Below are 23,201 nucleotides of genomic sequence, written 5' to 3'. Positions count from 1 at the left end.
CTGCGATTCGCTCGCGTAGCCTACTCCCCGATCCGTTCGCGCGCCGCGGCGACGACCAGCGGGAGGGTGATCGTGGCGTCGGCGTAGACGCTGGCGTTCCGGCCGGCTTTCTCGATCTTGCCCCACGAGCGGGCCTCCTCGAGCGTCGCGCCCGAGAGCCCGCCGGTCTGCTCGTCGTCCATCGTCAGCTGGACGGCGTAGTCGTACGAGTCGGGTGCGACCAGCATCGTCTGGAGGACGAAGTTCTTCGGGACGCCGCCGCCGACCACCATCGCGCCCGATTTCTCGGCCTCGAACGCGCGATCGGTCAGCGGCGTCATGTCGGCCAGCGCGTCGAGCGCGAAGTCGGTCGTCTGGGAGTACATCCACGCCTGCAGCCCCAGCACGGAGTCCTGGATCGCCGGACAGTAGATCGGTACGTCGTTCTCGTAGGCAGCGGCGGCGACGCCGGCGCCCTCCTCGATCCCCTCGCGCTCGTTGACCTCGGCGTTCGCCCGGCCGAGTTCCTCGGTGAGTCGCTGGATGCTGACGGTCTCCTCGACTTCGGAGAACACCTCCGAGCGCAGGTGGTCCTCGAACAGCGCGAAATGCTCTTGGGGAAGGTAGACGTTGTAGATCCGGTCGACGCCCTCGTCGCGCAGCTGCTCGTCGTGCTCGCGCATCGTCCCCTCGCCGTGGGTGCGCCCGTGGTGGTGTTTGCCGCCGATCGCCTCGATCGCGTCGTGGGTGAGGTTCGCCCCGGTCGTCACCAGCACGTCGATGTGCCCGTCCCGGATCAGGTCGGCGACGATCTTGCGCATCCCGGTCGGCACCATCGCGCCCGCCAGCCCGAAGAAGTTCGTCACGTCGTCGTCGCCGAGCATCTCCGCGTAGATGTCGACGGCCGCGTTGAGGTCGGCCGCGCCGATGCCCGCTTCGCCGTACTGGTCGACGAGCTCGCCGACCGACATCCCGCCGCGCACGTCGGCGTGCCCGATCGGGTCGTGGCCGAACTCCTCACGGGGGGGCTGTTCGTGCTCGTCAGCGTGCTCGTCGTGATTCTCGTGGTCCTCGTCGCTCATACGACTCTCTCGCGGTGCGAGCGATTTGAACGCGACGGTCCTACGATGGGTTGTTTCTGTAGAAGAATCTGGGGCTTTCGAGGCGGTGGTGTCGTTGCTGTTCTGACCTCCAGCTACTGCAGCACAGGTTTATACCACGGCGAGCGGCCAGAATCCCCATCCGCCACTCGCTAGCCGCGACGCAGGAGTAGGCCGGTGTGCGACGCACCGCGTCGCGGCGGGGCTGGTCGATGCCACGTCGATCCGCGGCCGGAAGCGTCGCCTGCTCGCCCCTCTTCCAGCCGTAACTCTCCTCAGAGCCCGGTCGGATGGCTGATGAACGTCGTCTCCAGACCCCACTCCCCGGCCAGTTCCTGCAGCGACCGGACGCCGAAGGTCTCCGTGGCGTAGTGGCCCGCCAGAAACACGTTGATCTCCAGCTCCCGGGCGAGGTGGTACGCCTTCTGTTTCCCCTCGCCGGTGATCAGCGCGTCCGCGCCGGCAGCGGCGGCGTCCTCCAGCCAGTCGACGCCGCTGCCGGTGACGATCGCGATGTCCTCGATCTCGTCGGGGCCGAACGTCATCGCGCGGACGTCCTCGCCGTCGGTGTCCAACTGCGAGAGCAGTCCGGTCGTCAGTTCGTCGGGCTCGAACGGCTCGTCGACCCGGCCGCGCTGACCGATGTACTCCCCGCCGACGGTGCCGAACGGCACTCGATCCACCAGTCCGAGCAGGTCGGCGATCCCCGCCGCGTTGCCGAGTTCCTGCTGGCCGTCCAGCGGCAGGTGCGAGACGTACAGCGCGAGGTCGTTCTCGATCAGCGGCGCGATTCGCCCGTACTCCGTGCCGGTCACGCGCTCGATCCCGCCCCACGAGAGGCCGTGGTGGACGACCAGCGCGTCCGCCTCGGCGTCGACGGCGTCCTCGATCGTCGCGCGACCGGCGTCGACGGCAAAGGCGACGCGCTCGACGTCGGCCGCTTCGGGGCCGACCTGCAACCCGTTCGCGCTGGCGTCGACCTCCGCGTAGGCGTCGGTGTCGAGCCGGTCGTCGTACCGCTCGACGAGTTCCGAGAGTTCCATGCCCGATGATTTGGCCACCGTCCGATTGTGCGTTGCGGTTCGTCGCACCCTATTCGAGCGCCGCCCGGCCGCTCGACGCCGTTCCCGCGGACGGACTCCGGCTGACGATCAGGGCGCCGCCGAGCAGGAACGCCGCACCCCAGGCCAGAAACGCCAGATCCCACAGCAGCGTCGGCCCGGGGCCGGCGGGGTTGACGTGGTGGATACCCAGCAGCTGGTGGTTGATCAGCCCTTCGAGGAGATTAAAGATTCCCCAGCCAGCGAGCAGCGACCCGCCCAGCAGGCGCCACGTCACGACGGCGTCCGGCCGCCGCGCCGCGCGGACCAGCAGCGCCAGCCCGATCGCCGTCGCGAGGTACGCGAGGACGTGAAAGAGCCCGTCGGCGAACACGTTCAACCGCAGATCGCCGGCGATCGCGGGGTTCGAGTGGTGGCTCAGCAGGTGGTGCCACTGGAGCAACTGGTGGAAGACGATGCCGTCGAAGAAGCCGCCGAACCCGAGGCCCAGCGCGACGCCGGCCGCGACGACGGGCCGTGCTTTGGCGCCGGTTACAGCCCGTGTCTCCGTCGAAGTGTTCTCCATAGGGTCGGATACCCCAGTCCGACCAAAAGCCGTTGACCCACGCTACGTTGGGACTACGCGTCGGCCGCGTGCGAGAACACGAACTCGCGGAGCAGCTTCCCGGCCAGCGTCGCGGCCTGGCCGTCGTCGCGGTCGTTCACCTCGACGACGTCGAAGCCGTCGGCGAGCGGCGCAACCGCCCGAACCACGTCGCGCAGCTCGCGGCTCTCTACTCCGAACGGCTCGGTCGTGCCCGTTCCGGGGGCGACCGACGGATCGGCGGCGTCGACGTCGACGCTGAGATACACCGACCGCTCGGCCAGTCGGTCCGGCGGCGACCACTCGCCGACGTCCTCCGGCGGCACGACGGTCACGTCGTCGCGCTCGGCGCGCTCCCACTCGGCTTCGCTCCCCGTTCGCGCGCCCAGCACGAACGCCTCGTCGGCGACGTCGAGCGCGTGGCGGGTGACGGTCGCGTGGCTCAGCTCGTTGCCGTCGTACGCCTCGCGGAGGTCGAGGTGGGCGTCTAGACAGACGAACGCGTCGGGATCGACCGCGCGGACGCCCGCGATCGAGACGGTGTGCTCGCCGCCCAGCACGAGCGGCACGGCGTCGTCCCAGACCGCGTCGGTGACGACCCCTTCGAGATAGTCGAGGTACTCGGCGGCGGCGTCCCACGCGCGGACGTCGCCCTGATCGTGCACGAAGAGGTCAGAGAAGTGCGCGTCCGTCCGTCGATCGTAGTCGTCGAAGGTCCGGGAGAACCGGCGGATGCGGTCCGGGCCGAACCTGGTGCCGGGCTGGAACGTCGTCGAGACGTCCAGCGGCGCCCCGACGACGACGTAGTTCGCGTCGTCGCGAGCGGCGCCGGCACCGGGAAACATCAGTCCTGCAGAATCTTGCGCTGCTCTTCCATCTCGAGGTACTCGATGTCGTCGTCGGGCGAGAGGTCGACGTCGCCGGGCGTCTTGATCGAGATCGTCTCGTACGTTTCGAGGTCCATCACTTGCGCGACGTCGGCGCTCTCGACGCTGACGACCTGGCCCTGTTTGCGGTTGATGATCGGGACCCAGATCTTCGCGTCCACAGGCTGCGAGAGACTACGCTTCTGGTCGTCGAAGACGCCCTTGCCCTCGATGCGGGCCTTGGCGCTGCCGTGCTTGCCCGGCTTGGCCGTGCTGTAGGCGGTGATCTTGCACGGTTCCTCGTCCATCATCACGTAGTTGCCTTCCTGAAGGTCTCGCACTTCCTTCTGCTCTTTCGCCATACCCGCGGTGTACTATCCGCGGGTGTATAAACGGTTTGGAAACGCGGAGCGTCGAATTCCGGACAGCTACGGCCGGCTTCGGTCGTTTACCGTTCGCGGAGCGGACCGCTGAAGTAGCTGTCGGACCAACGCTCGCGCATGTCCGAGGACCCCGAACCCGCAGAGAACATCAGCGGCGGCGCGGCCGGCGGCGGCGCGGCGTCGACGTTCGAACCGGGTGAGGCGACCACGCGCGCCGAAGCCGTCGTCGACCGGCTCGGCGAGTTGTACTGGCAGAAGGCCTACGGCGGGCGCGACGCCTTCGAGTGTCTCGTCCGGACGATCCTGAGCCAGAACACCAGCGACGTGGCGAGCCAGCCGGCCCACGACGCGCTGATGGAGCGGTACGCGTCGCCGGAAGACGCCACGGCGCAGGACGCCGACGGCGAGGCTGGTGACGCAAACGCCGAGCCGACGCCGGACGCCGATCTCGCCGCGGCGCTTTCGGCGGCCGACCGCGAGGAACTCGCGGCGACGATCCGGCCGGCCGGACTGTACAACCGGAAGTCGGAGGTGATCCAGACCGTGTCCGAGCGCGTGCTCGACGAGTACGGCTCGACGGCGGCGTTCGACGCCTTCGTTCGGGAAGAGGATCCCGCCGCAGTCCGCGACGCGCTGCTCGATTTTGGCGGCGTCGGTCCGAAAACGGCCGATTGTGTACTACTCTTCGCGGGCGGGCGCGAGGGCGTCTTTCCGGTCGACACGCACGTCCATCGGATCTACCGTCGCCTCGGCGTCGCGCCGCGCGAGGCCGACCACGAGGGCGTTCGGGAAGCGATCGAGCGCGACGTGCCGCCAGAAAAGTGCGGGTTCGGCCACACCGCGAGCATCCAGTTCGGGCGGGAGTACTGCTCGGCGCGCAAGCCCGCGTGTCTGGATGGCCTAGACGAGTGTCCGATGTCTGATCTGTGCGATCGGGTCGGCGTCGACGCCGACGCCGGGACTGTCGTCGATCCGGCCGAAACCGTCGAGAAGTAAATCGAGCCGCAGAACGTCAGTACGACTTCGCGAAGTACGCGACCTCGTGGGCCTCGTCCTCACAAACCGCACACTCGTCGGCCTCGGGCTCGACGTCCCGGTCGAGCGGGCACATCACGATCTCGGCGGCGATCTTCTCCTTGATCGCGGTCTCGCAGGCCTCGTCGCCGCACCACGGCGCCTTGACGTAGCCGCGGTGCTGGCCGATCGTCCCGAGAATTTCCTCGGCGCTGTCGGCCTCGCGCACGTTCTCTTCGAGGTTCTCCTCGGCGGCCTCGTAGAGCTTGTCGTACACGTCGTCGAAGTGTTCCTCGACCGTCTCGGCGATGTCCTCGCGGTCCTCGACGATCGACTCGCCGTCGGGGCGGTGGACGACCGTGATCTCCTCGTCCTCGACCTCGTGGGGACCGATCTCGAAGCGCACCGGGACGCCGTTGAGCTCGTGCTCGTTGAACTTGAACCCGGGGTTGCGCTCGTCGCGGTCGTCGAGGTCGACGCTGACGCCGGCGGCTTCGAGTTCGTCGGCGATCTCCTCGGCGTACTCCAGGACCTCGTCTTTGGTGTCTTCCTGCCAGATCGGGACGATCGCGACCTGCGTGGGCGCCACAGTAGGAGGAACGACGAGGCCCTGCTCGTCGCTGTGGGTCATGATCAGCGCGCCGAGCGAGCGCCACGACAGTCCCCACGAGGTGGTGTGAGCGACCGCCTCCTCTTCGTCCTCGTCGGTGTAGGTGATGTCGAACGCCTCGGCGAAGCTCGTCCCGAGGTAGTGGCTGGTCGCGCTCTGGACGGACTTGCCGTCGGGCATCAGTGCCTCGACGGTCGTCGTCGTGTGGGCGCCGGGGAACTTGTCGTGGGGCGGTTTGCGGCCGCGCATGACCGGGATCGCCAGCACGTCCTCGAACAGGCGCTCGTACTGGTCGAGCCGGAGCATCGTCTCGTCCCAGGCCTCGTCCTCGCTCTCGTGGGCGGTGTGGCCCTCCTGCCAGAGGAACTCCTTGGTGCGGAAGAACGGCTTCGTCTCGGTGGCCTCCCACCGGACGACGCTACACCACTGGTTGAGCCGTAGCGGCAGGTCGCGGTGGCTGCGCACCCAGTCGGCCATGAACGGCGCGATGATGCTCTCGCTGGTCGGGCGGACCGCGAGTCGCTCTTCGAGTTCGTCGTGACCGCCCTGGGTGACCCACGCCACTTCGGGGTCGAACCCCTCGACGATGTCTTTCTCCCGTTCGAGGAAGCTCTCGGGGATGAACATCGGGAAGTAGGCGTTGTCGACGCCCGTGTCCTTGAACCACCCGTCGAGGTTCTCCTGCAGTGCCTCCCAGAGCGCGTATCCCCGCGGCTTGGTGACGATGAACCCGCCCATCGGCGCGTAGTCCGCCAGATCAGCCTTCTGTACGACCTCCGCGTACCAGTCGCCCGTCGCGTACTCCTTGCTCTCCGTGATACCGAGTTCTTGCTCGCTCATGCTGTCCCGTTGTTCCACACGAGTCCGTCGGGGGTAATAGACGAACCGATACGGTCGGACGCAACGATCGATCGCGGCGGCGCGTTCGGGTCGTCGATGGTCCTGTCGACCACCGCTCGATCGGTCGAAAGAGTCAACCGCTCCCGATTCGTGTGGTAACGTATCATGGGTGCCGACGAGGAGGACCGGCGAGCGAGCGCGGAGGATCCGCTCGAGGACGTTCCCCAGGCAGCGCTCGCCGCGCTGACAGACGTTCGACGCCGGTACGTGCTCTACTACCTCCGGGAGCGCGACGGCGCCGATCTGGCGACGCTGGCGCGCGTCGTTTCGGGCTGGATCGGCGCCGAGAGCGACGCGGGACTGACGACCAGCGCGGATCACGATCGACTCGAACTCGAACTCCATCACAACCACCTGCCGACGCTCGACGACGCCGGCCTGCTCGACTACGACGCCGAGATGAACTACGCGATCGCCCGGCAGCTGCCGACGCCGCTTTCGGACCTGCTCGACAGGACCAGCGACCTCGAAGCGCGGGCGGGCAGCGAAGCCCCCGCGACCGTCGATCTCCCCGAGGAGTTGCCGCCGCTCAGAGCGCCCGGTCGGCTGGACTCTCTGGGCGAACTCGTCGAAGACGTCGAGCGGACCGCGACGACGATCACCGTATTCGCGCCCGATCCCCACGAGGAGCTGGTCGAGCAGTTCTCGACGCGGAACGTCGAGATCAGACACGAGTCCTTGCCCGCGGTCGCCGACGACGGGTTCGTGCTGGTCCAGCAGGACGGCGTCGCGCTGGGGTCGATCGGTCTCGACGTGCTTCGCGATGCCGATCGGGCGACGGTGGCGCCGCCGTGGGGCGAGCGCGGCGACAGCCCCGCGTACCGCCAGTTTCTGTCGCTGTTCCGGGAGACCGCCTTTAGTACGGACTCGCGGCGCGAGCTGCTGGCGACGACCCGTGAGATCGAGGATCGCGCCTGGCGGACGGGCGAGGGGCGGCTCAGGACCGGCTTCCAGTCGCTGTCGGCCTACCGCGACCAGCTGCCGGTCTACCGGCGCTTCGGCGCCGAGACCGACCTCGACGTCCACGTGTACGGCCGACCGGACTGGACGCCGCCGGCGACCGAGGGCGTCCGGCTTCACGAGGCGGAGGGAAGCGAGATCGGCCGCGTCTGGTTCGTCGTATTTCGGGACGACGGCGCCGGGACCGACCGGACCGCTGTGACTGCCTCCCCGGAGCGATCGAGCGCTCCTGCTGGCCACGGGTCGAACTCCTGTGCCCTGATCGCTGAGGAGCGCGAGCCCGACCGGTACTTCGGCTTCTGGACGTACGACGACGACCTCGTCGCCGAGATCGACGACTACCTCGCGACGACGTACGAGTAGGAGTTCGCGCCGTCACCGACTCCGGTAGTGCCCGGCGGCGTCGCGCGGCCGCACTCACCGATCGGCGCGCCGAACGGCGGCGTCGACCGCGAAGGGGCTCTCGTCCTCGGTCCAGTTCCAGCCGGGCAGGCGCGTCTGGAAGCCGGCGGCGAGCGCGGCGTCCAGATCGTCTGCGCCGGCGCCGCCGGTCTCGGGGTGGTGCGTGACATCGGCGTAGTGAAACGTCGCCTCGGCGAGCAGTCCGAACGGCTGGCCGCCGGCGATCGCGGCTGCCAGCTGTCTGCCGAGCAGTTCGTCGACGACGAACCCCGGATAATCGTCCTCGACGTCGAGGTCTCGCAGAAGCGCGACGAGCGCGGCGACGTTGACCGCGAGGTCGCCGTCGGCGAACACGGCGTCGACCTCGGCGCGGTACTGCTCGGCGGTGACGCCGTCGACGTCGGTGTCGAACGCCGCCGAGAGGCCGACGCGAACGTCGTTGAGCAGATCGACGGCCGCCTCGCGATTCCGGACCCACTCGTACTCCCGTTCGACGGCTGCGCGCGAAACGTGCATACGGAGCGATACGTGCCCGTTCCCTTACCCGTTATTGGGAAGACTTTTATAACGCGGAGTTAATACGGACGAACAAGCGGGTTCTCCCTGGAATCCTCCCGCACGGACCTGGACCATTTCCCGGTCGAAGCGAGATGAACCCTGATACCGAAGGATCAGTATGCGTACTCTCTGGCACGTAGACGTTGCGCGGCGGCGTCGTCGTGCGGCCGCTGTCGCCGTCGCGCCGGAGTCCCGGTGTTGTCGCTTCGGCGCCGTTCCGAGGGACCGCCCGACGGTCGTCCGTGCCATCCGACGGGGGGACACCACGCTACCGCGACGCTATGACCTATGAGTTCCGTTGACCAACAACTCGACGAGTTGCGTACAGAGATCACGAGCGAACTTCCCAGCGACATCTCCGTCTCCGAAGTAAAGTACGAGGGACCGGAGCTGGTCGTCTACACGCGCGATCCCAAGGAGTTCGCGCAGCAGGGCGATCTGATCCGCCAGCTGGCCAGCAAGCTCCGCAAGCGCATCACGGTCCGCCCGGACCCCGACGTGCTTTCGGAACCCCGCAAGGCCCGCGAGCAGATCCTCTCGGTCGTCCCCGAGGACGCCGGCGTCTCCGATCTGGATTTCCACAAGGACACCGGCGAGGTCGTCATCGAAGCCGAGAAACCCGGGATGGTGATCGGCCGCCACGGCTCGACGCTCCGGGAGATCACCAAGGAAGTCGGCTGGACGCCGGAGGTCGTTCGCACGCCGCCGATCGAGTCCTCGACGGTCTCGAACGTCCGGAACTTCCTCAAGCAGGAACGCGACGAGCGACGGGACGTCTTAGAGCGGGTCGGCCGACAGATCCACCGCGAGGAGATGTCCGACGAGGAGTACGTCCGCATCACGACGCTTGGCTGCTGTCGCGAGGTCGGACGGGCCGCCTTCATCCTCTCGACGCCCGAGACGCGCATCCTCATCGACTGCGGCGACAAGCCCGGCGCCGAAGGCGAAGTCCCGTATCTTCAGGTGCCCGAAGCGCTGGGCGCCGGCGCGTCGAATCTCGACGCCGTCGTGCTGACCCACGCCCACCTCGACCACTCCGCGCTGCTTCCCCTCCTGTTCAAGTACGGCTACGACGGGCCGATCTACACCACCGAACCCACGCGCGACCTGATGGGCCTGCTCCAGCTCGACTACCTCGACGTGGCCGCCAAGGAAGGTCGAACGCCGCCGTACGACTCCGAGATGGTCCGCGAGGCGATCAAGCACACCATCCCGCTGGAGTACGGCGACGTCACCGACATCGCGCCGGACGTCAAGCTCACGCTGCACAACGCCGGCCACATCCTCGGCTCGGCCGTCTGTCACTTCCACATCGGCGACGGCCTCTACAACGTCGCGTTCTCGGGCGACATCCACTACGACGATACGCGCCTGTTCAACGGCGCCGTCAACGACTTCCCGCGCGTGGAGACGCTCGTCCTCGAGTCCACCTACGGCGGCCGCAACGACTACCAGACCGATCAGGACGACGCCGAGCGCAACCTCAAGAAGGTCATCAAGGAGACCTACGAGAAGGACGGGAAAGTGCTGATCCCGGCGTTCGCCGTCGGGCGCTCCCAGGAGATGATGCTCGTCCTCGAAGAGGCGATGCGCTCGGGCGACATCCCCGAGATGCCGGTCCACCTCGACGGGATGATCTGGGAGGCGACCGCGATCCACACGACCTACCCCGAGTACCTGCGTGACGACCTCCGCGATCGGATCTTCCACGACGACGAGAACCCGTTCCTCGCCGACCAGTTCAACCACATCGACGGCGGCGAGGAGGAACGACAGGAGGTCGCCGACGGCGAGCCCTGCATCATCCTCTCGACCTCGGGGATGGTCACGGGCGGTCCGATCATGTCCTGGCTGCGTCACCTCGGCAGCGACCCGGATTCGACGCTCACCTTCGTCGGCTACCAGGCCCAGGGGACCCTGGGACGGCGGATCCAGAGCGGCTGGGACGAGATTCCGATCGACGACGACGACACCGGCCGCCAGTCGACGCTCTCGCTGAACATGGACGTCGAGACCGTCGACGGCTTCTCCGGCCACGCCGACCGGCAGGGCCTGGAGAACTTCGTCAAGACGATGAACCCGCGCCCGGAGAAGGTGCTGTGCGTCCACGGTGACGAGTCCTCCACGCAGGATCTCTCCTCGGCGCTGTACCACGACTACAACATGCGGACGTTCGCGCCGAAGAACCTCGAGACGTTCCGGTTCGTCTGATCCCGTCCGCACACGCACGGACGTACAGCACGGCCGTCTGACATTCGTTTTGTTGACCCTCCGGCCTGCGCTCCGTTCTCCATCCGAACTCGACACCGCCGAGTTTGGCCGCATCGACGTACGTACCGGTACATAGCCGTCCGTTCACCACATATAAACGGCTTATGTGCTGATTCCCGAAGCCCCGCACGATGGGACAGCGGTCAGTACGGGCGATGGCCGATCGGGGTATCGACACGCCGGAACGAGCGACGGCGGACGACTGGCAGCCGGAGCGAGCGTTCCGGCCCGCCGTCGAGCGGCGTCACCGCCGGATCGACGCCGACGAGTGGCGGAACGTCTACGTCGTCGGCGACGTCCACGGCTGCCGGACCGAGCTTGAGACGCTCGTCGAGCGGATCGACCCCGCCCCGGACGAACTGCTCGCGTTCGTGGGCGATCTCGTCCGCAAAGGACCCGACAGCGCGGGCGTCGTCGAGTACGTCCGCGACCTGCCGAACGCGGTGCCGGTGCTGGGCAACAACGAGGCGAAAGTGCTTCGCGGGGACGCCGACCCCGGGCTCGACGACGACCACGTCGACTACATCGACTCGCTGCCCGCGGTCCTCTCGTGGGGCGACAACGCGGTCGTCCACGGCGGCGTCGACCCCTCTCGCCCGCTGTTCGAGCACGACGTGAACGACTTCCTGACGACGCGGGCGCCGCTGGGCGACGGCTACGACGGACCGTTCTGGTTCGAGCAGTACGACCGGACGCCGCGGGTTTTCTTCGGCCACACCGTCCTCGACGCGCCGGTCGTCGGTGACGGCGCCATCGGTCTCGATACGGGCTGCGTGTACGGCGGCACTCTGACCGCCTACGACTGCGGCGCCGACGAGTTCGTCGGCGTGGAGGCTCGCGAAACCTACCAGAAACGGTCCGAGTCCAAGTTCGTCGATCCCGCGGCGTGCGACGTCGACGCCGGTGACCGATAGCATGGCCGAGAACCGGACGCAGGAAGAAGTCGAGGCGGGTGAAGACGACGCGGCGTCGACCGACGCCGCAGCGACGGCGTCCGACGGCGACGCCGAGCCGTCCGCCGATCACGAACGGACTGCGGATGCCGACTCGCGAACCGAGGACGCCGACTGCCGGACTGAAGACGCCGAACCACAGTCCGAGGATATCGACTCGCAGTCGGCCGACGAGGCGACGTACCGACCGGCATCCCACGACGTGACGGCCGATCTGTCCCTCCAGCCGATCGGCGACGCCGTCGAGATCGACGCCGACGACGAACCGACGGAGCCGGCTGAAGTCGACCTCGACGATCCGCGGTACTATCTCAACCGCGAACTGGGCGAACTCGCCTTCCAGCGGCGCGTCCTCCACGAGGTGCTGGACGATCGCAACCCGCTGTTAGAGCGGGTGAAGTTCCTCTCGATCGTCACGGAGAACCTCGACGAGTTCTTCCGCAAGCGGGTCGGCGGTCTCAAACAGCAGGTCGTCGCGGACATCACCGAGCGAACGCCGGACGGTCGGACGCCCCGCGAACAGTGGGACGACGTTCTCGAAACGAGCCGACCGCTGCTGGAACGCCAGTCGGAGTGTTTCCGAGAAGAGATCCGGCCCGCGCTGGCCGACGCGGGGATCGAAATCGTCGACGCCGAGGAGCTGTCGCCGGACGAGCGCGCGCGACTGCGGGAGTACTTCGAGCGATCGATCCTGCCCGCACTGACGCCGCTGACGTTCGATCCGGCCCACCCGTTCCCGTTCATCTCGAACCAGAGCCTCTCGCTGGCGGTGTTGACGCGCGAGTCGACCGACGGCGAGGTAACGTTCTCGCGGGTGAAGATCCCCCGCAATCAGCTGCGGTTCATCGACGTCGATAACACCGGCAACAGCGAGGCGAGCGACGACGAAGAGCGCCGGTTCGTTTTGCTCGAAGAGCTCGTCCGCAACAACCTCGATCTCCTCTTTCCGGACGTCGAGATCGTCGACGACGCGCTGTTCCGGGTGACGCGGAACGCCGAGGTCGGACGGGACGAGGAAGTCGCCGAAGATCTCCTCGAGATGGCCGAGGAGGTGATCGAGGAACGTCGCTTCGCCACGGTGGTCCGCCTGGAGATCGAGCGCGACGCTCCTTCGACGGTCGTCGACATCCTCCGCGAGCAGCTCGACCTCGACGAGCGCGAACTCTTCGAGATCGACGGCCCGCTCGATTTCAGGGACTTTCGGACGCTGACCGATCTCGACCGGCCCGATCTGTCGGTCGACCGCTGGACGCCCCAGTCCCACCCGCGCCTGGCCGAACCCGGGACCGACATCTTCGAGGAGATCCGCCGGGACGACGTGCTCGTCCACCACCCCTACCACTCCTTTACCGGCACCGTCCAGCAGTTCCTCGAAGCCGCCGCGGAAGACCCCGACGTGCTGGCGCTCAAGGCGTCGATCTACCGGACCGCCAGCGACTCGCAGGTGATCCAGACGCTGATCGACGCCGCGCGCAACGGCAAGCAGGTCGCCGTGATGGTCGAGCTCAAGGCCCGCTTCGACGAGAAGAACAACCTGGAGTGGGCCAAGCGGCTCGAAGAGGAGGGCATCCACGTCGCCTACGGCACCATCGGCTACAAAACTCACACGAAAACGTCGCTGGTCGTCCGCCGGGAGGACGACGGCGTCCGCCTGTACTCCCACGTCGGCACCGGCAACTACCACTCCGGCACCGCAAAGCAGTACGAAGATCTGGGTCTGCTCACCGCAGATCGGGACGTCGGCCACGACCTGGTGCGGCTGTTCAACTACTTCACCGGCCACGCTCGCCACGAGGAGTACCGAACGATGCTCGTCGCGCCGGGCAACATGCGTCGCCGGTTCACCGAGCTGATCCGTGCCGAGGCCGAAGCCGCTCGGTCGGGCGAGGACGCCCGGATCGTTGCCAAGATGAACCGGCTGGAGGACCCCGAGATCGTCCGCGAACTGTACGAGGCGTCGATGGCCGGCGTCGACATCGACCTGATCGTCCGGGACATCTGCCGGCTTCGGCCCGGTCTGGAGGGCGTCAGCGAGCGGATCGACGTCTACAGCGTCGTCGGCCGGTTCCTCGAACACTCGCGGATATTCCGGTTCGAGAACGGCGGCGATCCGGAGTTCTTCGTCGGGTCGGCCGACTGGATGACCCGCAATCTGGACAACCGCGTCGAGACGATCGTTCCGATCGAGGACGACGCGTTGCAGTCGGAACTGCAGGCGGTGCTCGATATCCTGCTCGAAGACAACCGCCGTCGCTGGGTGATGGGATCGGACGGGAGCTACGAGCAGCTCGCGCCGGACGACGAGCCGGTTCGGTCGACACACGAGCGACTGATGGAGCGTGCTCGGTCGGGGACCCACTGTGCGCGCCGGTCCGGGCGAAACCGATCAGAACAGTCCTGAGTGTAGGTTCAAATCGGCTCACCGACGATCGCGGAGAAGCTGTCGTCCGGGCGTTATTCCGGCTTCAGGCCTTCGTCCTGGACGCGCATGATCGCCTCGCCGTCGGCGAGGTTCGGCGCGTCGACCAGCTTGAACACGCGCTTGTCGCCCTTGGACTTGCGGATGTAGACGCGGAACGTCGAGGTGTGGCCGAGAATGTTCCCGCCGATCGGCTGGGTCGGGTCGCCGAAGAACGAGTCGGGGTTCGAGGCGACCTGGTTGGTCACCAGCACGGCGGTGTTGTTGAGGTCGCCCACGCGCATCAGGTCGTGGAGGTGCTTGTTGAGCTTCTGCTGGCGCTCGGCGAGTTCGCCACGGCCGACGTACTCGGCGCGGAAGTGGGCGGTCAGCGAGTCGACACAGAGCAGTCGAACGGGGAAGTCGTCCTCTTGGCTCTCGCTGGCGAGTTCCTTCGCCTTCTCGGCGAGCAGGATCTGGTGGTTACTGTTGAACGCCTTCGCGACGTGGATCTTGTCGAGGAAGCTCTCGAGGAGCACGTCCATCGCCTCGTCGTCGCCGGGCTCGCCCTCGATTTCCCGCTCTTCCATCACGTCGGCGAGGATCTCGTCGTCGAGCCCGCGGATCATGTCGTCGATCCGCTCGGGGCGGAACGTGTCCTCGCTGTCGACGAAGATCGCCGAGCCGTGCAGGCCGCCGTGTTCCTTCGGAAGCTGGACGTTGACCGCCAGCTGGTGGGTCACCTGGGACTTGCCGGCGCCGAACTCGCCGTACACTTCCGTGATCGACTGCGTCTCGATGCCGCCGCCCAGCAGGTCGTCGATCTCGGGGATGTTGAACTCGAGCTTGCCGATCTGCTCGCGTCGTTCGAGCACCTGCGCGCCGCTCTCGAACCCGCCGATGTCGGCGGCCTCGCGGGCGGCCTGAATGATGTCCGAGGCCGTGCTCTCGCCGACGTCGGCCGTGTTCGAGAGCTCGCCGGGGCTGGCGACCGCCAGGCCCTGATACGAGTCGAAGCCGTTGTCGCGAAGCTTCTCTGCGGTTGCCGGTCCGACGCCGGGGAGATCTTCGAGGTCTGCTTCTGCTGCCATACCCACCCGTTGCCCCCGATGGTACATAAATCTCCGTTAACACCGTAGTGAAAGTGAAACTGGCGCCGTCCCGGACGGGGTTCGTCGTCCGACCGCCCCTAAACCTGCGCCACGGCGTCGTGTCGTCGCGCCGGAAGGGTCGCTGCATCGGGTCAAAGTGATTAGGCGCTTTCCTTTGCAGGGGCGCCGTTCTACGTTAGTCGCGTGACCCGGACGTGCTGCCGGGGATTCCTCCGTTCGATTCGCACGCCGGAACACGACAGTATATATGTAAGGAGTTATCATGATAGGCTATCGATGTGGCAACATTCCTCTCGGTACCCCGGCGCCCCCCGTCGTGCGGGCTGTTCTCTCCCCTCGGGGGTGCCGACGATCTCCGACGACGTTGCCGCGTGTTTGGCGGACCGCGAGCGATCGACGGCGTCGAGCGACTGCGAAACCTCTCTCCATGAGTAAAAACGACGACAGCGTTAAACCGCACGACAGCACAGCTTCGGGAACCTTCGGCGACAGCGCCATCGACACGCACACCGCGTTCGGGGCCGACTCCTACCACCCCGGGCAGCCACGCGTCGTGACGGTCGGCGAGGCGCTCGTCGACCCTGCCTTCGTCGGTCGGATCTACGGGAGCGACCGCGACAACTACGCCAAGCGCGACCATCTCGGACCGCGGCTCCCGGTGCTTCGCGAGGACCCCGACGGGTACGCGCCCGAGGACTTCGAGTGGTCGATCGCCGAGCGACCCGAAGACAGCGACGCCGAGCTGTCGTTCTCCACGCCGACGATCGACACCCAGCCCCGCTACGACCACGGCCAGGACCACGTCACCGAGTTCGTCCCGGACGCGCCCGGGACGTACGTGCTCGAACTCGACGCACCCGACGGCGTCCACGAGCAGACCGTCTACGCGTTCCCCGAGCCGCCCGCGGGCGCCGAGCGCCCGCCCCGAGTCACACTCGACGCGCGCTACGACGCCGCCGAAGCCGAGTTCGTCGTCGAGGCCGACGCCGAGCTCGCGCCCGGCGCCGACGCCTCGACGGCCGCGCTGGAGGCGCTCTTTCTCGCCGACGACCGCGACGCGCTGGCGACCGAGGACGTGCAAGTCGATGGAACGACCGCTCGCGTGTCCGAGAGCGCCCTCGGCGGCGAGTCGGCCCGCATTCACGCCGCGGCGTACGACGGCCGGCTCGCCTCGGTCGTCGACACCGTCGAACTCTCGCCCGAGGGCGGCGTCGAGCTTCCCAATCGGCCGCCCGAGTGGATCGAGGACGGTGTCGTCTACGAGATTTTCACCCGATCCTTCGCCGGCGAGCGCGGCGAGACTGACTTCGACGTGCTCGCCGACGGCGTCGAGTACCTCGACTACCTCGGCGTCGACGCCGTCTGGCTGACGCCGATCGTCCCCTCGGCAAGCGCCGCCAAGGAAATTTCGGGCGGCGGCCCCCACGGCTACGACACGCTGGACTACTTCGGCGTCGCGCCCGACCTGGTGCCCGACGGACAGGACCCGATCGAGGCCTACCGATCGTTCGTCGAGGCGTGTCACGAGCGCGACATCAAGGTCGTGTTCGACTTCGTCGCGAACCACTGCGGTCGCGACCACGAGTTCTTCCAGGCCTCGATCGACGAGCAGCGCGACGGGCTGGCGCGCTGGCCCCGCGTCGACGCCTGGGACGCCGACTCGAAGTACTACGACTGGTTCGACCGGGTCCACGAGGCTCGCTACGACGGCGACGGACTGGTCGAGCCCGAGCCCCGCGTGACGGGCTTTTTCGACCTGCTCGACATGCCGAACTTCAACTTCGACAATCTGGCGGTCCGCGAGCACCTGCTCGCCGCGGCGGACTTCTGGTCGGGCGAGGTCGGCGTCGACGGGTTCCGCTGCGACATCGCGTGGGGCGTCCCCCACGACTTCTGGAAGGACGTCCGCGAGATCGTCCGCTCGAACGACGGCGAGTTCCTGATGCTCGACGAGTCGATCCCCCACGACGCCGGGTTCGCCGAAAACGAGTTCGACGTCCACTTCGACACCGTCGAGTACACCGGCGCCGCCCACGACATCGCCCGCGGCGAGGGGTCGGCGTTCGACCTGCTCGACGCCGTCGAGGCCCGCGCCGAGAAGGGGTTCCCCGACCACACCCTGCTGCTCAACGCCACCGAGAACCACGACGAGGCGCGCCTGCTCAACGAGGCGCTCCACGCCGATGTTCACGACGACCCCGCGCACGTCCAGCGGGCGATCTGGGCGGCCGGCGTCGCGCTGCCGGGCGTTCCCTTCGTCTACTCCGGGCAGGAGCGCCAGATCAGCAAGCACGGCGAGGGCCGCCACCGCGGCGAGGGCGACGACCGCGACGCCGACGTCCGCCCGGGCGGCAAGCAGCGCGCGCTGATGAACTGGGCCCACCAGGGCGATACGGTGCCCGAAGAGCACCTCCAGTTCTACCGCGACGTGATCGAGCTGTACCACGACGTCGACGCGCTCGGCCCCGACGCAGACCTCGAAGACGTCTGGTTCCGGTCGGACGATCACGTTCTCGCGTTCGGGCGGGACGCGACCGAACTGTCGGACCTCTCGGGGCCCGCACGTGCGGTGGTCGTGGTGAACTTCGAGAGTGCCGGTCCCGCGCACGTCGAACTGCCCTCGGTCGTCGACACGACCGACCGGTTCTCGGGGACCGATCTCGCGGTGAACGCCGACGGGGCGTCCGGCGATGACGCCGCTGCGACGAGCGACGATCTCACGACCGTCGCGGTCGACACGATCGCGGTCTTCGAGACGCCGACGTTCGACGCCGTCGGCGAGCCGATCGCGACCTGGCGGGGCGACACCGCACCCGGACTGGGTCCCGGCCACTACGAGTTCCCGCTCGCGGAGGACTTCGCACCGGGGAGCTTCGATCTGACGAACTTCGAGGTCCGCGAGTTCGCCGAGAGCTACCAGTTCGTCTTCGAGTTCGACGCGATCGAGAACCCCTGGAACCGCGATACCGGCTTCTCGGTGCAGCTCCCGCAGGTGTACATCCGCGATCCGGACGCCGACGGCGGGTCGGTGTACGCCCAGGCCGGCGTCAACGCCCGCTTCGAGGCCGAGTACCAGCACCGCGTGCTCGCCCGGCCGATGGGCGGCGTCTCCGTCGAGAGCGCCTACGGCGAGGTGCACGCGACCGGCGGCGTCGAGGTGCTGTCCGACCGCGACGCCGTGCTCGTCTGGGTCGGCAAGGACGCCCTGCCGGATCTCGACGACGCCGAACTGGTTCCGCTGGTGACCGCCTTCGACGAGACGCAGTTCGCTCACGTCCGGCCGGTGGAAGCCGAAGCCTCCCAGTGGGCGTTCGGCGGCGGCCGCGACGACGACCTCAATCCGAACGTGCTCGATCTCGTGACGCCCGACGGGCTGAGTCGCGCCGAGGCGCTCGCGTACGACGACAAAGAGCTCGCGACGATCCCGTTCCTCGACGTTTCGGAGTGACGGCTAGGAACCACTTATCGGTCGATTTTCTTCGTCGACGCAGCTAATTACACCTCGAAAGCCCCCGCTCGCTCGGTCCGGTGAGATCGTTCGAAAGGCGGCGCACTGCGCCGCCTTTCGTGCTGACGAGAGACGCCAAAGGCGTCTCTCGAACCACGACGCAAGCACCGCAGGCCGAAGGCCGAGGAGCGTGGTTCGAAAGAGCACGTTGTGCTCTTTCGTCATCCCGAAAATCTCTGATTTTCGGAGACAACGAGTCGTAACCGGTCGAGCGCGCCGGGGGCTTTCGAGGTGTTCACAGCGGTCCCAAAATCAGAAGAGTTCTCGCTGGTGCGTCAACCGGAACATCCGGTGAATGCCTCTCACTCTACTCCCAGGGATGCCGACCGCCCTCGCTGGGCCAGAGCGGGTACCAGTACTCCTTGTCGTCTTCTACCTCCAGTTCGCCGTCGAGCACGCTCGACAGCTTCAGTTCGAGTTGGTTGTCGCGCTCGTGGCTGGCGTCTGGCTTCGGCGCGAACGGGTAGAACGTCCCGCGACGGAACGAGTAGATCCAGTCGGCGGGCTGACCGCGCCCCTCGAACGCGAACACGGCCGCGAGCAGGCGCGAGCCGTACCCCTCATCGATGAACGTGTCCGATGCGAAGTTGAGGTTCGTCACGAGATCCTCGAAGTCGTCCTCGTCCTCGAAGACGACCCACCGATACCCGTGGTCGTCGTCGACAAAGCGGGAGACCGTTCCCGTTTCGGCCTCGCCGGCCGACAGGATCGCGCGGACGTCCGAGACGGTGCCGGCGAACTCGTGGCTGTCGACCTCGGCGAAACACAGCGCGGCGTGGCCGGTGGGCTCGTAGCCCAGGTCGGCCGACATCGTCAGGTAGGCGGTGCTCATCCCGAACAGGTCGTCGGGGTCGGCCCCGCTCGTGGCGTCGGATTCGGCGCGGGTCCCGAAGATGCTCCGGAGCCCGTCGAGCAGTCCCATACGGTAGTCGTGGGGCGTCGGGAACTACAACCCTTCCATCTCGCGCTCCAGCCGGTTGAGCTGATCGATGCGCTTCTCGGTCGGCGGGTGGGTGCTGAAGAGGCGCGCGATCGCCCCTTTCGAGATCGGGATGATGAAGAAGGCGTTCATCTCCGCCTCGTCACGCATGTCGTTGCTCGGGATCTTCTCCATCTCGCCGGAGATCTTCATCAGCGCCGACGCCAGCGCGGAGGGCTTGCCGGTGATGACGGCCGCGCCGCGGTCGGCGGCGTACTCGCGGTACCGCGAGAGCGCGCGGATCAGCACGTAGCTGATGATCCACACGACCAGCGAGACCAGAATCGCGACGATGATGCCGCCCCCGCCCTGACGCCGCTGCCCGCCGCCGCCGAAGAACGCGCCCCACCGGACGATCATGAAGGCGATCGTCGACAGGAACGACGCGATCGTCATCACCATCACGTCGCGGTTCTTGACGTGCGCGAGCTCGTGGGCCAGCACGCCCTCCAGTTCGTCCTGATTGAGCGTCTGCAGGAGTCCGGTCGTCACGCAAACGGCGGCGTTCTTCTGGTTCCGGCCGGTCGCGAACGCGTTCGGCACGCGGTCGTCGGCGACTGCGACGGTGGGCTTGGGCAGGTCGGCCTGCTGTGCGAGGCGCTGGACGGCGGCGTGGAGTTCGGGGTACTCCTCCTCGCTGACCGTCTTCGCGCCCATGCTCCGGAGCGCGAGCTTGTCGCTGAAGAAGTACTGGCCGAGCGAGAACGACCCGATGACCAGCCCCGCGATGAGCAGGCTCCCGCCGGAGTACGCCCACAGCGCGGCGAAGAACACGATGTACAGCGCGAACAGGAGGAACATCGTCACTCCCATCCGGGCGCGAAGTCCCCAGTCGGGTTGCCACTGCATGCTCCCTGCTAAGGGCCGGACAGCATAAAGTCGTCCGGATCGACCCGTCGCGTTCCGGTTTCTCGGGACTCGTCTTCGGCATCGACGCGGCGCCGCCGGCGTCCGACGCCGTTCGCCGACCGCCAGGGATTTGTCGACCGGTCCGAAACTTCGCAAAGATGACCCGTCGCCCGGTCGACCGCCGATCGTTTCTCACCCTGTGGCTGCTCGGCGTCGCCGGCGTCGCGGCGTCGGTGCCGTACCTGTTTCGCTCCGGCGTCCTCGATCCGGCCGCGCTCCCCGTCTCGCCGGCGCTGGCCGTCGGCGCCACGATCGGCCAGACCGCCGTCCTGCTCGCCGCGGCGACCTGGATCGGCCTGTCGCTCGGCCCGGCCGTCGGCCTCCGGACGCCGTTTCTCGACGCCCTGGTTGGCGCGCATCCGATGCCGGATCCGCGCCCGGTCGTCGCGCAGGCGCTCGGACTCGGCGCAGTGACCGGCGCGCTCGTCCTGGGGGTCGATCGTATCGTCTTTGCCGGTCGCGTCGCGATCGGGGCGGGCATCGCCGGCACGCCGCCCGAAATCCTCGGCATCGGCGTCCTCGCGGCGTTCGCCGGCGGCACGTACGAGGAGCTGCTCCTGCGGTTCGGCGCGATGACGCTCGTCGTCTGGGCGCTCTGGCGACTTCATCCGGGACCCGACGGAATGCCCCGTCCCTGGATGGTCTGGATCGGTGTGGTGCTCACCGCGGCGCTGTTCGCCGTCGGGCACCTGCCGGCGACTGCGCAACTCACTGCGCTCACGCCAGCGGTGATCGTTCGGGCGCTCGTCCTCAACGGGCTTCCCGGTGTGCTGTTCGGCTGGCTCTACTGGAAGGGCGGACTGGAAGCCGCGATGGTCGCCCACGTCGGCGCGGGACTGGTGTTGCACGTCGGCGGTGGACTCCTCTAATCAGTCGTCTCGTCGGCGGCGTAGACCTCCGTCCAAAGAAATGCGACGCCGATGGCACCGTAGGCGACTCCCAGGGCGGTCGGGATCCACATGTCCTGGACGGCGAACGACCACGCCTGAACGAGACCGAGCAGGACCATCGCTATGCCGATGACCGTTTTGAGTCGCCGACGTTCCATGTGTGGATCCAACATACGACTTGCAAGTATAGCTAACGGGCTACGTCTTCGACGGGTTCGAGGTCGATCTACTCGGTTCCGTAGTCGGCACCCAGTTCTTTGTTTACGCCGACCGGCCGCTCTAGGTCATCTACGCAACTACAATTGATAGAAATCTTCATATTTGTTGAATATGCCGAATGACTTGTGTATCAGTTTACTCCCGACGAGATCGACCAACAGCGCGCGCATCATCAGGCAGTAAAGCAGGGAGCAGACGACGTTGATGTGAAGCGAATCGGCAATCTGGGCGAGATTGCATTCGAGCAGTTTTGCCGTGAGTACCTACCTGCCGAGATGTGGGAGTGGGAGAACGAGGATGCGATGCGACGCTGTAACCCGGAAAGCTTCTCGGGACATGATTTCAAGGTCTTCGGGTACGAGATCGACGTGAAAACCTCCCGTGACGTGTCTGCCTTTCTCCCCGAAGCGCTCGTCGAGAACGATTCAGAGGACGATATCATAGTGATGGTCTGGCATCGAGACAACGAGGACAGTCTGATGCTGCTCGGTTGGGAGCACGTCGAAACGCTAAAATCGAAGGTTGCCACTGAAGAACAGTTTTCCGGGGAGTCGCCCGCTAAGTTGGAACATCTTGCGACCCGGCCGATGAACGACTTGCAGGACCTCGGACCCAACACGGCGAACATGAACCAGAAGCCAGAGAATCCGTTTCAGCCGGGAGATCGAGTCCGGAAGCGCGGTGACGAGGACTCATCCATTGGCGTCGTGGTCGAGGTGCTTCCGCCCGAGACGCAGGTCGAACTGTACGGACAGGAGCTCAACGGCGAAGCTGTTCGAGTTGCGTTCCCCAGCTCCTTGGACGAGGGAGCTGGTGACTGGCGAGATATCCCCGCAGCGCTATTGTCTTCCTACTGCGATGATCAGGGTATCAGCCTCTACACCTACAAGCACGAGAACCTAAAATTCGCGGAAAATCCCTACACTGTCGGCGACTACGTGATCAAGTCATCACACGACGATCCGGATCTCGCAGTTATCGTAAGTGTGGACGGGGATGAAGTTACTGTCGTCTACGAGGGGCCACGGGGCGATCAAGTCACACCAGCAAATCTTGAAGAACACTGCGAGTCAGAGGATCTATCGACGTATGAATATCCCTCTTCAAAACTGGAGTTCGCTGATTTGGACCGACGCTAGAAGGACCCAATGAACAAGTAGTGAGCGGTTAGTGAGGAGTGTAAGCAATGTCGCATATGCAGGACCTGTCACTGACCTCCCTTACAGCAGTGCGAAACAGCCATAGGACCGCATTAGCCGAGCGAAGTGAGGCAGTTCGACGATTCCGAACGAAGTGAGTCGGCTTTTTCGCCCGCGTTTTTGTGTCGAGTAGTGCGCGAAGCGCACCCGAAGCCAAAAAGGTAGAGTGGGACGTCGAGACACCCAACGGTATCCAGTGCTCACGTTTTTGCTTCGCGAAAAGTGGGACCGCCGAGCGCAGCGATTCTACTGTTACGCATGGTGTGCTGTTGTGCTATCATTCTGATTCCTCCGCGAGAAAGTCCCGACGCGACTGCATTCGCCGGATCGGGTCGGGATGATCGTAG

The 23,201-nt window shown here is 66.6% G+C and carries 19 protein-coding genes; 8 read left to right on the top strand and 11 right to left on the bottom strand.

The features are described 5' to 3' along the window. Nucleotides 1-20: 20 nt before the first annotated feature. From NO931_RS20215 to NO931_RS20195, 5 genes are all read right to left on the bottom strand, one after another. On the bottom strand, nucleotides 21-1,061 hold the full coding sequence (locus NO931_RS20215) for a deoxyhypusine synthase (RefSeq protein WP_256394170.1): 1,041 nt from the start codon (nucleotides 1,059-1,061) through the stop codon (nucleotides 21-23). Nucleotides 1,062-1,354: 293 nt separating this feature from the next. After that, the gene (locus NO931_RS20210) at nucleotides 1,355-2,122 is read right to left on the bottom strand and encodes a Nif3-like dinuclear metal center hexameric protein (RefSeq protein WP_256394169.1); all 768 of its coding nucleotides are present in this window, start codon (nucleotides 2,120-2,122) and stop codon (nucleotides 1,355-1,357) included. 49 nt (nucleotides 2,123-2,171) lie between these two features. Then, nucleotides 2,172-2,705, bottom strand: coding sequence for a DUF2243 domain-containing protein (locus tag NO931_RS20205; protein WP_256394168.1), 534 nt, complete (start codon nucleotides 2,703-2,705; stop codon nucleotides 2,172-2,174). Between the two features lie 53 nt (nucleotides 2,706-2,758). After that, entirely contained in the window at nucleotides 2,759-3,568 is an 810-nt protein-coding gene (gene speB / locus NO931_RS20200; protein ID WP_256394167.1) for an agmatinase, read from the bottom strand. Continuing rightward, nucleotides 3,568-3,951, bottom strand: a complete 384-nt coding sequence (locus NO931_RS20195) for a translation initiation factor IF-5A (RefSeq protein WP_256394166.1) — start codon at nucleotides 3,949-3,951, stop codon at nucleotides 3,568-3,570. Before NO931_RS20195 ends, speB begins: the two co-directional genes overlap by 1 nt. Nucleotides 3,952-4,089: 138 nt before the next feature. Between NO931_RS20195 and NO931_RS20190 the strand changes: the two genes are divergently transcribed. Next, nucleotides 4,090-4,968, top strand: a complete 879-nt coding sequence (locus NO931_RS20190; protein ID WP_256394165.1) for an endonuclease III domain-containing protein — start codon at nucleotides 4,090-4,092, stop codon at nucleotides 4,966-4,968. Nucleotides 4,969-4,984: 16 nt separating this feature from the next. Here NO931_RS20190 and proS read toward each other — a convergent pair whose 3' ends face one another. After that, nucleotides 4,985-6,436 (bottom strand): proline--tRNA ligase, encoded by a 1,452-nt coding sequence (gene proS / locus NO931_RS20185; RefSeq protein WP_256394188.1) that lies wholly within the window; start codon nucleotides 6,434-6,436, stop codon nucleotides 4,985-4,987. Nucleotides 6,437-6,601: 165 nt separating this feature from the next. On the opposite strand from proS, the gene NO931_RS20180 reads away from it, so the two are divergent. Further along, nucleotides 6,602-7,819 (top strand): DUF7344 domain-containing protein, encoded by a 1,218-nt coding sequence (locus NO931_RS20180; protein ID WP_256394164.1) that lies wholly within the window; start codon nucleotides 6,602-6,604, stop codon nucleotides 7,817-7,819. 54 nt (nucleotides 7,820-7,873) lie between these two features. Here the strand turns inward: NO931_RS20180 and NO931_RS20175 are convergent, their stop codons facing one another. After that, on the bottom strand, nucleotides 7,874-8,374 hold the full coding sequence (locus NO931_RS20175) for a DUF7984 family protein (RefSeq protein WP_256394163.1): 501 nt from the start codon (nucleotides 8,372-8,374) through the stop codon (nucleotides 7,874-7,876). 330 nt (nucleotides 8,375-8,704) lie between these two features. Here NO931_RS20175 and NO931_RS20170 point away from each other — a divergent pair, with 330 nt between their 5' ends. The 3 genes from NO931_RS20170 to ppk1 all read left to right on the top strand — a co-directional run bounded on the left by NO931_RS20170 (nucleotide 8,705) and on the right by ppk1 (nucleotide 14,041). Further along, nucleotides 8,705-10,627: a beta-CASP ribonuclease aCPSF1 gene (locus NO931_RS20170; protein ID WP_256394161.1), complete on the top strand. Its 1,923-nt coding sequence runs from the start codon at nucleotides 8,705-8,707 to the stop codon at nucleotides 10,625-10,627. Nucleotides 10,628-10,818: 191 nt separating this feature from the next. Then, nucleotides 10,819-11,601, top strand: a complete 783-nt coding sequence (locus NO931_RS20165) for a metallophosphoesterase family protein (RefSeq protein WP_256394160.1) — start codon at nucleotides 10,819-10,821, stop codon at nucleotides 11,599-11,601. Between the two features lies 1 nt (nucleotide 11,602). Beyond that, nucleotides 11,603-14,041, top strand: coding sequence for a polyphosphate kinase 1 (ppk1, locus tag NO931_RS20160; RefSeq protein ID WP_256394187.1), 2,439 nt, complete (start codon nucleotides 11,603-11,605; stop codon nucleotides 14,039-14,041). Between the two features lie 53 nt (nucleotides 14,042-14,094). On the opposite strand, the gene radA is transcribed toward ppk1, so the two are convergent. After that, nucleotides 14,095-15,129, bottom strand: a complete 1,035-nt coding sequence (gene radA, locus NO931_RS20155; protein WP_256394159.1) for a DNA repair and recombination protein RadA — start codon at nucleotides 15,127-15,129, stop codon at nucleotides 14,095-14,097. 448 nt (nucleotides 15,130-15,577) lie between these two features. On the opposite strand from radA, the gene NO931_RS20150 reads away from it, so the two are divergent. Next, nucleotides 15,578-18,598, top strand: coding sequence for a glucodextranase DOMON-like domain-containing protein (locus NO931_RS20150; protein WP_256394158.1), 3,021 nt, complete (start codon nucleotides 15,578-15,580; stop codon nucleotides 18,596-18,598). A gap of 367 nt (nucleotides 18,599-18,965) precedes the next feature. Here the strand turns inward: NO931_RS20150 and pspAB are convergent, their stop codons facing one another. Then, a complete protein-coding gene (pspAB, locus tag NO931_RS20145) occupies nucleotides 18,966-19,580 on the bottom strand; it encodes a PspA-associated protein PspAB (RefSeq protein ID WP_256394157.1) in 615 nt (204 codons plus the stop codon). A 24-nt stretch (nucleotides 19,581-19,604) separates the two neighbouring features. Continuing rightward, complete coding sequence (htpX, locus tag NO931_RS20140) at nucleotides 19,605-20,486, bottom strand: zinc metalloprotease HtpX (protein ID WP_256394156.1); 882 nt, start codon at nucleotides 20,484-20,486, stop codon at nucleotides 19,605-19,607. 158 nt (nucleotides 20,487-20,644) lie between these two features. Here htpX and NO931_RS20135 point away from each other — a divergent pair, with 158 nt between their 5' ends. Further along, nucleotides 20,645-21,415 (top strand): CPBP family intramembrane glutamic endopeptidase, encoded by a 771-nt coding sequence (locus tag NO931_RS20135; protein ID WP_256394155.1) that lies wholly within the window; start codon nucleotides 20,645-20,647, stop codon nucleotides 21,413-21,415. Here NO931_RS20135 and NO931_RS20130 read toward each other — a convergent pair. Continuing rightward, the gene (locus NO931_RS20130; protein WP_256394154.1) at nucleotides 21,412-21,594 is read right to left on the bottom strand and encodes a hypothetical protein; all 183 of its coding nucleotides are present in this window, start codon (nucleotides 21,592-21,594) and stop codon (nucleotides 21,412-21,414) included. The two genes, NO931_RS20135 and NO931_RS20130, sit on opposite strands and share 4 nt — an antisense overlap. Before the next feature lie 186 nt (nucleotides 21,595-21,780). Here NO931_RS20130 and NO931_RS20125 point away from each other — a divergent pair, with 186 nt between their 5' ends. Then, nucleotides 21,781-22,794 (top strand): DUF7961 domain-containing protein, encoded by a 1,014-nt coding sequence (locus tag NO931_RS20125; protein WP_256394153.1) that lies wholly within the window; start codon nucleotides 21,781-21,783, stop codon nucleotides 22,792-22,794. The last annotated feature ends 407 nt before the right edge of the window (nucleotides 22,795-23,201 follow it).

The sequence above is a fragment of the Natronoarchaeum rubrum genome (genome assembly GCF_024494695.1).
The sequence above is the reverse complement of the archived record's forward strand: the minus strand, read 5'-3'. Positions and strand labels throughout refer to the sequence as shown.